Here is a 12,182-nt window from a genome sequence, read left to right as displayed (position 1 = left end):
GATTAATTTATTTGAATTTAATGCGATAATATATAGGAAAATTAACATAAATCTAACTGGGGTAAATTGCTGTGGTCAAGGTACAAGCGCAAGGCAAAACATTTGAGTGCGATCGCGGAGCGAATCTCCGTGAAGTTTTGCTCAAAAACGGCATCGATCTCTACAACGGCAACGCCAAAGTCATCAACTGCCACGGGATCGGCACTTGCGGCACCTGCGCCGTCACCGTCGAGGGCGAAGTTTCCGAGTCCCAGTGGCGCGAAAAAGCCCGACTTTCGGTTCCTCCCCATTCTCCCGCCTCCAACCGCCGTTTGTCCTGCCAAACCAAGGTTTTAGGCGATATTAAGGTGACAAAATATGACGGTTTCTGGGGTCAAGGTTCTGAAACTGTCTGGAACCCACAAGCATAGATTTTTTGTTAAGGAAGGCAGATAGGACGATCGCCTTGCCAGATAATCTGTAAAACTTGCACAATAATTCTAACTGTAAGGTGTCACGTGCGCACCTTACCATAAAGAAAGCCGAGAGGTCAAAACAGCCAGAAAGTCCATAGAAAAGTTAATGAATTCATCTAAAGATATTCTGATTATTGGCGGCGGAATAATTGGCCTTTCGCTAGCAGTTGAACTGAAATTGCGAGGGGCATCTGTCGCAGTTCTCACCGCTGATTCTAAACAACCGACGGCCCGGGCTGCTGCGGGAATGCTTGCCCCGCAAGCCGAACGAATTCCCCCCAGTCCGATGCTGGATTTGTGCTTGCAAAGCCGCGCACTGTATCCCGCCTGGGTGGAACAGCTAGAAGATATTACCGGATTGAAAACGGGATATTGGCGATCGGGAATTCTCGCACCAGTTTGTCAAAATGAGCCTCAAGAAAAGCCACTTTTGTCAAACCTTAATTATCAATGGTTGGACAGAGATACTGTTCGCCAGCACCAGTTTGGATTAGGTCAAGAAGTAATTGGCGGTTGGTGGTATCCTGACGACGCTCAAGTAGACAACCGCGCTTTATTTCGGACGCTTCAATTTGCAAGCAAAGAATTAAAAATTGATATTATTCAAGGCAGTGCAGAGGAAATTATTCGGCAGAAAAACCGAGTTTTTGGAGTGGAAACAACGGCAGGAAAATTACAAGCTGACCGTTATGTTTTGGCGGCTGGTCCTTGGTCTGAGAAATTATTGGATATTCCTGTTTTTCCCAGAAAGGGACAAATGCTGTCAGTATGTGTACCAGAAGATTGTGGAGTTATCCAGCCCCTGCAAACTGTTCTATTCGGGACTGGCATTTATATTGTGCCACGTCAAGATGGCAGAATTATTATTGGCGCAACTAGCGAAAATGTTGATTTCACGCCGGGAAATACGCCTGCGGGAATCCAAAGTTTGCTAGCAGGAGCCATTAAGTTATATCCCGAATTACAAAACTATCCGATTCTGGAGTTTTGGTGGGGATTTCGGCCGGCTACTCCTGATGAATTGCCGATTTTGGGTGCTAGTGCTTGGGAGAATTTGACATGGGCTACGGGGCATTACCGCAACGGCATTTTGTTGGCTCCGGTGACGGCTAAATTATTGGCTGATTGGATTGGGAATCAGAAATTAGATCCGTTATTGGCTGCTTTTCATTATTCGAGGTTTGGAGCTTCAGCACTTACTTGAACCTTTATACGTAGGGTGCAGCGTACCTTACTGCTATAATAGGCGAATCCAACCATTTTTTGGTAAGTCTTGAATTAGTTTGCATCCTGTTTTTTGGGTTGGTTTAATTCCCTGCATTTAGCGGCAGCCAAATCGTAAGCATTTTGGTAATCGCTACCGCCTAACATCAAATCGCCGTAATATTCATAAGGTTGATTGCCATAAATCGGCAGCGGGTCGTCTTCAGGATAATCTTCTTTTGATTCTTCTAGGATTGCTTTGAGTTTCTTGACGCTGAAGCGCTGGACTGGGAAGTAATGAATGTCTTGAGCGATGAAACCGAGATGGGGAAAGGTTGGGTCAACAATTCGCTCGTCGAGTTCAATCCAGCTATATTCGATGGGTTTATATGGCACTCCCGGCACGGCTAAAAAGCCTTGAACATAAATCGCGCCCTCGGTGGCTAACGCTGCTTTACAAGCGTTGTCAAAGCAGTTTTTACGGTTGCTTTTGATGCGAGCGGCCATTTCAATAGAAAGCGTCTCATCTAATAGTTCGGTCATAACCCATTTATAGTCGCGTGTGCGATTAAATTGTAGCAAATCCGAGCTATCTCCGAGAACAAAAAACGCAGCCAATTGCGATCGCTCCTCAAATTCTATTCTCAAGGAATTGAGCCAAAATCCTCTGCGGTTCTAGATGTTGTGTCAGCTTTGGTTTCCGGGGTGGGCGGTTTGTCGATCGCCCCTATAGCCCACCAATAAAAAGTTTTCGCCAGTAGCCAAAATTTTGAACCTGCGATCGAGTTGGGGTAGAACCCGGTACGGTAAAGTGTGGCACAGACGATGCCAGCAAAAATAGCGGCATAAATCAATCACTGAATGGCGATCGTGCAACCAACCAATCATATTAATGCCTTCGGGTGCAGCAATTTGCTCAGCGGCTGACAGGCTTTACAGTTTTTTCTGCACACAAACCAGAGTTGCAACAATTCTCGCTGAAACATGGGAATATCATCGGATTGGTAACAACCGGGAAATAAAGAAACCGCTGAAAGCATTTTTGAGTGGGAAATTAGAGACAGATTCTTTATTGCAGACTGTTCCCGCGCTGAAAAATATGGTAAAGTCTGCTACAGTGCTGCGGCAAGAAATCAATGTGAGTTGAAGATAACAAGCCGCAAGGTAGCTTTGGGTATTGACAGAATCTGTTCATTCACCAAAATATGCTGACTATTGAATACACTGCTTGAAATGGATTTTTCACGCCTGGTGATTTGTCATGTAAATCGGCCTATCAATACACCTGTGAAGTGGCAGGTTGATACGGTTCCGCATCACTTACAATTCATAACTTAATTGTCGGTCAAAGATGATGGCCAACGACAGTCAATAGAGCCATCTCCTCTCTCACATTTATTCAAATCATGGCTACCTACAATCCCACCCAAGAAATTATTATCCTAATAGGTGACGGTCAAATAAAAATATATTTGCGGGAACGATTAGTAATTACTCCGGCAGTTTGTTATGATAAATTACGTCAAACCTGGGATGAATTTCAGCTTGGCGAGACAATCTAAAGGAGGAGCTTATGAACTAAAAATTATCAGCAGATTGGTAAAGTATGGGTAAATTTTTCACCTAAATTCACCCAATTACCTGCAATAAAACAAAACCCAAAATAGCGAACCTCTCCTGATGCTAAGCTAAGCATTTATCCACACACCATAGACATACTGAATGAAAAGCGCGATCAAAAAGTCGGATTTTGTGCTAGCTCCTTATATGAAGAGCAACAACTTTAAAGCTAGTTGCCAAATACTCAATACAGTGGTTCCTTATACATTCTTATGGTTTTTAGCATTTAAAGCTGCTGCCATTTCTGTATTCCTGCTGCCGCCGATAATGGTGTTAATGACACTTTTTTCAGGACGTTGTTTCTCTTTGATGCACGATTGCGGACACTATTCTCTTTTTAGTTCCAAAAAAGTCAATCGTATTATGGGTTTTCTGCTAGGTATCATCAATGCGATTCCTCAGTACCCCTGGTCGAGGGGACACGCTTATCACCACAAACATAATGGTAATTGGGATATGTACCGAGGCCCTTCGGCGTTGATATCTACCGAAAAATTTGCGGCGCTAAGTCCATTTAGCAAAAAAATGTATCAGTTACTCAGACACCCCTTGATGCTGTTTCCCGGTGGTTTTTTCTATCTAATTATTAAGCCAAGACTCGCGCTGATATTGGGAACTACGGGTTTTATTCGACATATTTTTGCTTGTCTTAATCAAGATTTTGGCAGGGGTTTATCTGGAATCATTGCTTCTTATAAATCAAAACATTGGTATACGAAGGCTGAGTTTTGGGATTTATTGTTCAACAATATTTGTGTTGTTGGTAGCTGGATTTTTCTGAGCAACTTACTTGGGTTTGGCTTTTTCTGGAGTGTTTACTCAATTGTCATGACCTGTTCAGCAGCGATATTTATCTGTATTTTCTTTGTTCAGCATAACTTTAACGGTTCCTACGCTCATAAAGCCGAGGGTTGGGACTATATTCTTGGCGCAATTGAAGGCAGTAGTTACCTAAAATTACCAACTATGCTCAATTGGTTTTCGGCTGATATTGCTTACCACAATATTCATCATCTCTCGGAGCGAATACCTAACTATAATCTTCAAGCTTGTCACAATGCTAACATTCACCTGCTTGCTAATTCAAAATCCCTGACAATTGGCGATATTCCTGACTGCTTCCAATTCATTCTTTGGGATGCTGATTCAGATAGTCTGCAATCGATTAAATTGTTTCAACAACAACAAGAAATCCCCTTCAGTAATGTAGCTAATTAAAATCGAGGGGCAGTAAATTTGGTGGCTTCTTGCTCCCCAAAATCCTATGGTATCGTTTCCGGTTGCACTGGAATTATATAGAGGACACGGCAGTGCCGTGTCCCTACCCCGATTAATTGTAGGGATACGGGACACTCGCAGTGTCGAAAGCTGTGGGTAATATTAATTTCCGATGCTACCGGATTTGGTATAACTCAAAGTATCGGTCACTGGTCAATGCAGCAACTCCTCTAATTTTTGCTGGTTCCACAAATACTGATAAAGCCCTGTTTCCCCTACCAATTCAAGGTGAGTGCCGCTCTGAACTATTTCTCCTCTCTCCATCACAAAAATGCGATCGGCACTGGCGGCCGCTGACATTTGATGCGAGATAAAAATTACCGTTTTGCGATCGGTTCCCGTGGCCAAGTTTTGCAAAATGTCGGTAGCAGTTTGATTGTCAACGCTAGAAAGAGCGTCATCCAAAATTAACACCGGGGCGTCAACTAACAAAGCGCGAGCAAGTGCAGTCCGCTGCCGCTGTCCGCCGGATAAAGTAATGCCGCGCTCGCCGACAACTGTTTTGTACTGCTGCGGAAAGTTGAGGATTTCGGCGTGAATTTGTGCTTGTTTTGCCGCGGCTTCAATCTCCGGCTGTTCCGCTAAAGGGTTGCCGTAGCGGATGTTATTCTTGATGGTAGTGCCGAACAGAAAACTTTCTTGCGGAACGTAGGCGATCGCCCCGCGCAATTCGGTCAATTTTACCTCGGTAATATCCTGTCCGTCTACAAATAACTGACCCGGATAGATATCTAGCAAGCGTGGCAGCGCATTAGCTAAAGTTGATTTTCCTGAGCCGATCGCCCCAACAATTGCGACAGTTTCTCCCGGTTTTATGGTAAAATTAACATCTTTAAGCGCGGGGATATTAGCACCGGGATAAGTAAAATTTAGATGGCGAGCCACAATTTCGCCTTTGACTGGAGTTGCCAGTTCAACTGCATGGGCAGCATCCTTAATTTGCGGTTCCACAGTCAGAATTGATTCGATGCGATCGACACTCACTTCTCCCCGCTGGTAAGCAGTAATTGTGAAACCCAACAGGGCCGTCGGAAACACCAAACGCTCGACATAAATCAGCAACGCCACAAAATCGCCAATGCTAATTTGACCATTAGCAATTGCCCCGCCACCAGCAGAAAGCAGCACCAACAAACTGATGCTTGCCAAACCACCCAGCAGCGGAAAAATAAAGTTTCTAGTTTTTGCTAATTCCAAATTTGCTGATAGCAACTGTGCGTTTGAATTGCGAAAAGCTCGGCGTTCGTTTTCTTCTTGAGCGTAGATTTTAATTACGGACATCCCGCTCATATCCTCCTGAATTAAATCGCTCATCGCCGACAGTTCCTCTTGCACGGCTAACTGTTGGATGCGAAGTTTGTCGCTAAATAACTGCACCAAAACCAGCATTAAAGGATAAACGGCGATCGCAAACAGTGTCAACCTTACATTAATCCCCAGCATCACCGGCAAAGTCAAAGCATAGGCAAATGCCGTATTCGCCAAACTCAGCACCGCAAACCCTACCAAGCGCCGAATATTGTCCAAATCGGAAGTAGCGCGGTTAATTAAATCTCCTACCGTATTGGCTGCAAAATAAGATGGTTCTAATGTTAATAAATGATTAAATATTTGCTGTTTGAGGTCAAATTCGACTTGACGCCCGACGCCAAACAGCAAAATCCGCGACGCCATCCGAATCACCCACATGATTGAGGCGAGAATCAGAATTAGTGCCACGAAGTTGAACACTTGGTCAAATTTAGTCGCAATTTGCAGAGTGTCAACTGCATTCCGAATCAGCAGGGGAATGTAAACGCCCACAGCATTGACAACTAATAGCGAAAAAACGCCCCAGAATGTTGGTTTCCAGTGCGGGCGCATATAAGAGCCGAGTTTTTGCAGTCGAGAATAACGAGCCATTTGTTAGTGCGTAATTTGAGATTGATTGAGGAAAGGAAGAAGGAAGAAGGAAGAAGGAAGAAGGAAGAAGGAAGGCGCAATCTTCAGCTCATGTTTCAGCAATTAAGAACGTCCTAATAGTCTTGGCGGTTGCTATAGAAGGTAGAAGTTTGAAAAATAATAGAAGCTCTATCGAAAGGTAGATGACCGAAAACACAAGTTAAGAAATTTTTAATAAAAATTCTGCTTTGGGATAACGCGCCATCAAAATTAGGTTTTGACCTCAACCAAAACCTGATTATATCGATATGTAACAAACCACATTATATCTGTGGCGACACGAGATATGTGGGGACACGGCATTGCCGTGTCCTTAGCTACCCGGAACGAGCTCGCCCAAATCCCAATCCGTCCCCCCAATCCCCCCCAGCGTTGAGTCGCGCTACAATCAAAAATCGATCAACTTAGCACTCAGACTCAGAGAGTGCTAAATTTGCTAATGTAAGCGATTGGAGACAAACATGACCAAAATAGTTGCATTTAGCGACAAATCTCGCCGGGCACTAGAACGCGGCGTCAATCAACTCGCCGATGCTGTCCGCATCACCTTGGGCCCGAAAGGCCGGAACGTCCTATTGGAAAAGAAATACGGCAGTCCCCAAATTGTTAACGACGGTATCACCGTTGCTAGGGAGATCGAACTCGAAGACCCCCTGGAAAATGCTGGCGCTCGCTTAATTCAAGAAGTCGCCTCCAAAACTAAAGATATCGCAGGCGACGGCACAACAACCGCAACGGTTATCGCTCAATCCCTGATTCGCGAAGGTTTGAAGAATGTCGCTGCAGGCGCAAACCCAGTCGCGCTGCGCCGCGGTATTGAAAAAACGATCGCTCACTTGGTGCTGGAAATCGAGAAACTGGCGAAACCCGTCGAAGGAAGCGCCATTGCTCAAGTCGCCACTGTCTCCGCCGGTAACGACGAAGAAGTCGGCGCCATGATTGCCCAAGCAATGGAAAAAGTCACGAAAGACGGCGTAATTACTGTAGAAGAGTCGAAATCTCTGACAACGGAATTGGAAGTTGTCGAAGGGATGCAGTACGATCGCGGATATCTTTCTCCGTATTTCGTCACTAACGGCGATCGCATGGAAGTTGATTACGAAAACGCTCGCATCCTGATTACCGACAAAAAAATTAGCTCGATTCAAGAACTAATTCCAGTTCTCGAAAAAATCGCCCGCACAGGTCAACCGCTGCTAATTATCGCCGAAGATATTGAAGGCGAAGCTTTGGCAACTCTGGTAGTCAACAAAGCCCGCGGCGTATTGAACATCGCAGCAACGAAATCTCCTGGTTTTGGAGAGCGGCGCAAAGCTATGCTTCAAGATATCGCCGTTCTCACTGGCGGTCAACTGATCTCCGAAGAAGTCGGACTCAGCATCGATACCGCAACCCTAGAAATGCTCGGTACCGCCCGCAAAATTACGATCGACAAAGAAAACACGATCATTGTTGCTGGCGAAGAACACAAAGCTGACGTGCTAAAACGGATCGAGCAAATCCGCAAGCAATTAGAAGCGACGGATTCCGACTACGACAAGGAAAAGCTAACCGAACGCATCGCCAAACTCGCTGGCGGCATCGCTGTAATTAAAGTCGGCGCAGCTACCGAAACCGAGCTCAAAGACCGTAAACTGCGTATTGAAGACGCTCTGAACGCTACTAAAGCTGCTGTGGAAGAAGGTATCGTTGCCGGAGGTGGCACGACCCTAATTCACCTGATTACAAAAATAGATGCGATCGCCCATACTTTAGACGCGGAAGAACAAGTAGGCGCTGACTTGGTGAAGAAAGCTTTGGAAGCACCTTTGCGTCAAATCGCTGATAATGCCGGCGTTGAAGGTTCGATCGTCATCGAGCGAGTGCGGGCGAGCGAGTTCAACATTGGCTACAACGCTCTCACCGACGTGTACGAAGATATGATTGCCGCCGGGATTATTGACCCGGCTAAGGTGGTGCGATCGGCTTTGCAAAATGCCGGTTCCATCGCTGGTATGGTGCTGACCACTGAAGCTGTGATTGTCGAAAAACCCGAGAAGAAAAAAGCCGGCGGCGACATGGGCGACATGGGCGGCATGGGCGGCATGGGCGGCATGGGCGGCATGGGCGGCATGGGCGGCATGGGCGGCATGGGTGGCATGGGCATGATGTAGTCTTCAGCCATTAGTTTGTAGTCTGTAGAGTGGGCCATCAGCACCATGCGTGTAAACAAGCACGTCTTATGTACTACCCGTCTACTGTTTGACGATTAAGGCAGCTTATCCCCCCGGCATCCCCTGATAGTCCGGGGGGATTTTTCATTCTCTTGTAGGGGCAATCCCCCCGTGGTTGCCCCAATCCCCCCGTGGCTGCCCCAATCCCACCCAATGCCTAACAAATCGTGGATGGGTCGGGTCGGCATTCTTGGCACGACAAGAGTCAAAAGGCTGGTTTTCCTGAGAATGAAACAGCCCTGCCCTGATAGTCCGGGGGGACTTGAAGCTATCAAAGTTTCCTTCTTAAGGCAGATGCAATGGAGCTCGGCATTAAGCTATAAGCGATAGTTCTCAGGGATTTTAAGCTGAAGTTGCCACCTATGCAGTGCGCGCCCTCTCGGTCAACTAAAATCCTTCCCAGAAACCGCGTCTCCCCCTCTCCCCTGATCCTTTAAGACGAGGGAGTTGCATTGTTGCTGTGCAAGTCTTGAGGAGATTGAAACAGAGTTTCGAGATAAACTCTCGCAGCTTGGCGATAACTGCGCGAAGCTTCAGGCGTACCGCTATCGGCATTCTGCAACAAAAACAGCGACAGCGCCGCGCAAAATACTCGGTCTAGATCCCATTCGGGATGGGTTTCCAGATAAGTTTTGAGAGAATCGTGCAGCGTTTCGGGAATTTCAGCAAAAATACTGACTGTTGGGTTCATCATTTTTTTTAGTCTCGCTAATAAATTGAAAACAGAACCCCCCTTTCGGCCGGATACAGGTGCAGGCACAGCCGAAATCAGAGCGCTTTTTTTTTAGGTCGGTCGCATCATTGTGCGCTATGAGGGGGTGGGTTTGTCAATGTTGCGAAATATTACAAAGTCCTTTACATAAAAAAAAGGTTTACCAAATAATAAGCTTTTCAGGGCATTTTTTGTTACATATCTTTATGTGTTGGGGGGTTTATGAGGAATTAGGCAGCAAGTTAAGGAAATCCCCAATTCCGCAGCAAGATGCTACCGTGCCGTTAATTTCTGTGGAAAACTTTGTCGGATCTGTGGAAAACCTCAGACTTGCCTGTGGAAACGCTGTGGAATGTTTAGGGAAAAGTCAGGGAAAAAATAAGAATTGCAAAGGGCATGGGGCATGGGGCATGGGGCATGGGTAGCAAATAACAAATGACTGCTGACTACTGACTTCCTAAGTGCCACTCTGCGGCTTTTTGCCGGATGGTTGCCAATTCTGCAGGCGGCATTTTGTCGAGATTGAGTAAGATAAAGCTCATGCGACCGATCGACTGAAGTTTGTCCCGGTGGCGCGCTAGGAAATCCCAGTAGAAGAAGTTGAAGGGACAGGCATTTTCGCCCGATCGCACAGTGCGATCGAATTTGCACCCCCCACAATAATCGCTCATTTTATTGATGTAATTGGCAGAAGCAGCATAGGGCTTCGAGGCCAACACACCGCCGTCAGCAAACAAACCCATGCCCAGCACATTAGTCTGCATTACCCAGTCATAGGCATCCACAAACGCACTGTGGAACCATTTTTCTAGCTCCTGGGGCGAGATTCCTGCAATTAGACCAAAATTGCTCAAAATCATCAACCGCTGGATATGGTGCGCGTAAGCGCTGCCTTCGACTTGAGTTAAAACTTGGCGCAAACAGTTCATATCTGTTTTACTAGCGTCCCAAAAAAACTCCGGCAGCGGCTGAGTGTGGTTGAACCAATTCTTCTCAAAATAATCAGCATCCACGTAAAAATACATACCGCGAATGTATTCTCGCCAGCCCAAAATTTGGCGTATAAAACCTTCGACGCCGTTTAAATTTAAGTTTTTTTCTAGGTAGGCTGTTTCCGCCGCTTGAATAACTTCTAAAGGATGCAGCAAGCCAATATTGAGATATGGAGAAAGTAAAGAATGCCACATTGTTTCCTCCCCGGTTACCATCGCGTCTTGATAAGGGCCAAAAGCGGGGAGACACTGTGCGATGAAATTATCTAATACTTGCATTGCTTGCTCTCGTGTAACCGCCCAACGAAAAGGTTCAATCTTGCCGTAAGTTGGGAAAGATAGAGATTTAACTTGTGCGATAACTTCTTGAGTTATGGTGTCCGGTTCAAACCAGAGAGGTTTCGGTGTATCCAGTTTTCCTTTTGGTGGCTGACGATTTTCTTTGTCAAAATTCCACTTCCCTCCTATAGGTTTATTGCTGCTATCCATTAAAACTTGAAAACGTTGGCGGCTGGCTCGATAGAAGTCTTCCATTAACAAACGTTTGCGGCTTGAAGCCCAATCTTTGAATTCTGTTTCTGTCCAGAGGAATTGATTGTTGGGAATCAGGGTTGTTTTGCAGGGGAGTCGCAAGTTGTGAACGATTTGTAAAAAAGGTCGATCGTTCGGAGCCATCACCCGGACTTCGGTGATATTGTGAACTTGTATCCAAGCTTTGAGAGGTGCTTCAAAGTCCTCCGATTTTGTGTAAGTAACTTGCCATCCACCGCCGCGCAATTCTTTAGCGAAGTGCCGCATTGCCGACCAAATTAATACTAATTTTTGTTGGTGGTAGCGCCGCTGTTGAACGTGCTGCCAACATTCAATTAAAATTATAGGTAGGGAGGATTTATCATCTATGCGGTTGAGAGCAGCTTGGTTCTCCCACAGTTGATCGCCTAATATCCAAACGCCAACAGTCATTTTACTTTTTTAGTGAAACTTATTTTTTACTTTTTATGAGGCCTGGTGGTCTAGTTAAAAAACTTATTTATTGACAACTCACAATTCATAAGTTTCCAGGTTAGCCTGAAAACTTACTAGAGCATAACATTGATTTCCAAAAATAGGGACACCGACCAGCAAATTTAAATTTTATGTCTGTGTATCCTTCAGATGTTAGTAACTTGGTCAGCGTCTCTACTGAAAAAAATTTAATGTGACCGTTATCCCAAAGAACGGTAAAATGTTTATCTAGTTTGCCAGAAACCGCTAAAGCCAGATTTTTTAAATAGCCGTGATATGGTGTGGAAATAATTAATCTTCCTCCCGGATTGAGGCATCTCTTGGCAGTTTTTGCGAGTTCTTTAGGATAAAGCAAGTGTTCGATTACTTCAATAGCTAAGACAACATCAAATGAGTTCAAAATATCGGTATCTGGAAGGTCGTAAATATCTGCTTCGATAAACTGACAATCGGGGAAACTTTGACGGGAGATGGCAATTCCGGGCGCAGAACTGTCAACGCCGACAACTTCGCAGCCGTGCTCTGCGATAACATGACTGAGGCTGCCATTGCCGCAGCCGAGATCCAAAACTCGGAGTTTTGTCTTGCTGGTCTGCTGAAGTGTCGCCAGCATTTCTAAAAGGGGAGATATCAAATAAGCGTGATGATATCTCGGACGGTTGTTTGTGTAATAATACGTATAATTGGTAAAGTTTTTTTTCATCGATTAATCTATGGAGATTATTGCCGAGACCGCGAATTTACGGAGCGTGGGTGCACTGTT

12 protein-coding genes are annotated in these 12,182 nt (G+C 45.4%); 6 read left to right on the top strand and 6 right to left on the bottom strand.

Annotated features, from left to right (window positions below; all coding sequences use genetic code 11):
* The first annotated feature begins 71 nt into the window (after window positions 1-71).
* Both QUA42_RS01915 and thiO read left to right on the top strand, forming a co-directional pair.
* The gene (locus QUA42_RS01915) at window positions 72-410 is read left to right on the top strand and encodes a 2Fe-2S iron-sulfur cluster-binding protein (RefSeq protein ID WP_333134610.1); all 339 of its coding nucleotides are present in this window, start codon (window positions 72-74) and stop codon (window positions 408-410) included.
* A gap of 151 nt (window positions 411-561) precedes the next feature.
* On the top strand, window positions 562-1,659 hold the full coding sequence (thiO, locus tag QUA42_RS01910) for a glycine oxidase ThiO (RefSeq protein ID WP_333134608.1): 1,098 nt from the start codon (window positions 562-564) through the stop codon (window positions 1,657-1,659).
* A 74-nt stretch (window positions 1,660-1,733) separates the two neighbouring features.
* Here the strand turns inward: thiO and QUA42_RS01905 are convergent, their stop codons facing one another.
* Together QUA42_RS01905 and QUA42_RS01900 are read right to left on the bottom strand one after the other, a co-directional pair.
* Window positions 1,734-2,306 carry a hypothetical protein gene (locus QUA42_RS01905; protein ID WP_333134606.1) on the bottom strand — a complete coding sequence of 191 codons (573 nt, stop codon included), beginning with the start codon at window positions 2,304-2,306 and terminating at the stop codon, window positions 1,734-1,736.
* A gap of 39 nt (window positions 2,307-2,345) precedes the next feature.
* Window positions 2,346-2,546, bottom strand: a complete 201-nt coding sequence (locus QUA42_RS01900) for a hypothetical protein (protein ID WP_333134604.1) — start codon at window positions 2,544-2,546, stop codon at window positions 2,346-2,348.
* Between the two features lie 4 nt (window positions 2,547-2,550).
* On the opposite strand from QUA42_RS01900, the gene QUA42_RS01895 reads away from it, so the two are divergent.
* From QUA42_RS01895 to QUA42_RS01885, 3 genes are all read left to right on the top strand, one after another.
* Window positions 2,551-2,805, top strand: a complete 255-nt coding sequence (locus QUA42_RS01895; protein ID WP_333134602.1) for a hypothetical protein — start codon at window positions 2,551-2,553, stop codon at window positions 2,803-2,805.
* Window positions 2,806-3,064: 259 nt separating this feature from the next.
* Window positions 3,065-3,220: a hypothetical protein gene (locus QUA42_RS01890; RefSeq protein ID WP_333134600.1), complete on the top strand. Its 156-nt coding sequence runs from the start codon at window positions 3,065-3,067 to the stop codon at window positions 3,218-3,220.
* 160 nt (window positions 3,221-3,380) lie between these two features.
* Complete coding sequence (locus tag QUA42_RS01885) at window positions 3,381-4,496, top strand: fatty acid desaturase (RefSeq protein ID WP_333134598.1); 1,116 nt, start codon at window positions 3,381-3,383, stop codon at window positions 4,494-4,496.
* A 213-nt stretch (window positions 4,497-4,709) separates the two neighbouring features.
* Here the strand turns inward: QUA42_RS01885 and QUA42_RS01880 are convergent, their stop codons facing one another.
* On the bottom strand, window positions 4,710-6,458 hold the full coding sequence (locus QUA42_RS01880; RefSeq protein ID WP_333134596.1) for an ABC transporter ATP-binding protein: 1,749 nt from the start codon (window positions 6,456-6,458) through the stop codon (window positions 4,710-4,712).
* A 500-nt stretch (window positions 6,459-6,958) separates the two neighbouring features.
* Here QUA42_RS01880 and groL point away from each other — a divergent pair, with 500 nt between their 5' ends.
* Window positions 6,959-8,650: a chaperonin GroEL gene (gene groL, locus QUA42_RS01875; RefSeq protein WP_333134594.1), complete on the top strand. Its 1,692-nt coding sequence runs from the start codon at window positions 6,959-6,961 to the stop codon at window positions 8,648-8,650.
* Window positions 8,651-9,143: 493 nt separating this feature from the next.
* On the opposite strand, the gene QUA42_RS01870 is transcribed toward groL, so the two are convergent.
* From QUA42_RS01870 to QUA42_RS01860, 3 genes are all read right to left on the bottom strand, one after another.
* The gene (locus QUA42_RS01870) at window positions 9,144-9,401 is read right to left on the bottom strand and encodes a DUF2811 domain-containing protein (RefSeq protein ID WP_333134830.1); all 258 of its coding nucleotides are present in this window, start codon (window positions 9,399-9,401) and stop codon (window positions 9,144-9,146) included.
* A 467-nt stretch (window positions 9,402-9,868) separates the two neighbouring features.
* Window positions 9,869-11,377 (bottom strand): cryptochrome/photolyase family protein, encoded by a 1,509-nt coding sequence (locus QUA42_RS01865; RefSeq protein ID WP_333134593.1) that lies wholly within the window; start codon window positions 11,375-11,377, stop codon window positions 9,869-9,871.
* A gap of 100 nt (window positions 11,378-11,477) precedes the next feature.
* The gene (locus QUA42_RS01860) at window positions 11,478-12,122 is read right to left on the bottom strand and encodes a class I SAM-dependent methyltransferase (RefSeq protein ID WP_333134591.1); all 645 of its coding nucleotides are present in this window, start codon (window positions 12,120-12,122) and stop codon (window positions 11,478-11,480) included.
* Window positions 12,123-12,182: the final 60 nt, after the last annotated feature.

The organism is Microcoleus sp. Pol11C2, from assembly GCF_036701505.1.
Taxonomy (GTDB): Bacteria; Cyanobacteriota; Cyanobacteriia; order Cyanobacteriales; family Microcoleaceae; genus Microcoleus.
This window is presented reverse-complemented; position numbering and strand designations above follow the sequence as displayed.

What these genes read in the sequence shown, in the direction of transcription:
- thiO (WP_333134608.1), top strand. Translation starts at nt 562, where the DNA reads ATGAATTCATCTAAAGATATTCTGATTATTGGCGGCGGAATAATTGGC.
- QUA42_RS01900 (WP_333134604.1), bottom strand. Translation starts at nt 2,546, where the DNA reads ATGATTGGTTGGTTGCACGATCGCCATTCAGTGATTGATTTATGCCGC.
- QUA42_RS01895 (WP_333134602.1), top strand. Translation starts at nt 2,551, where the DNA reads ATGCCTTCGGGTGCAGCAATTTGCTCAGCGGCTGACAGGCTTTACAGT.
- QUA42_RS01890 (WP_333134600.1), top strand. Translation starts at nt 3,065, where the DNA reads ATGGCTACCTACAATCCCACCCAAGAAATTATTATCCTAATAGGTGAC.
- QUA42_RS01885 (WP_333134598.1), top strand. Translation starts at nt 3,381, where the DNA reads ATGAAAAGCGCGATCAAAAAGTCGGATTTTGTGCTAGCTCCTTATATG.
- QUA42_RS01880 (WP_333134596.1), bottom strand. Translation starts at nt 6,458, where the DNA reads ATGGCTCGTTATTCTCGACTGCAAAAACTCGGCTCTTATATGCGCCCG.
- groL (WP_333134594.1), top strand. Translation starts at nt 6,959, where the DNA reads ATGACCAAAATAGTTGCATTTAGCGACAAATCTCGCCGGGCACTAGAA.
- QUA42_RS01870 (WP_333134830.1), bottom strand. Translation starts at nt 9,401, where the DNA reads ATGAACCCAACAGTCAGTATTTTTGCTGAAATTCCCGAAACGCTGCAC.
- QUA42_RS01865 (WP_333134593.1), bottom strand. Translation starts at nt 11,377, where the DNA reads ATGACTGTTGGCGTTTGGATATTAGGCGATCAACTGTGGGAGAACCAA.
- QUA42_RS01860 (WP_333134591.1), bottom strand. Translation starts at nt 12,122, where the DNA reads ATGAAAAAAAACTTTACCAATTATACGTATTATTACACAAACAACCGT.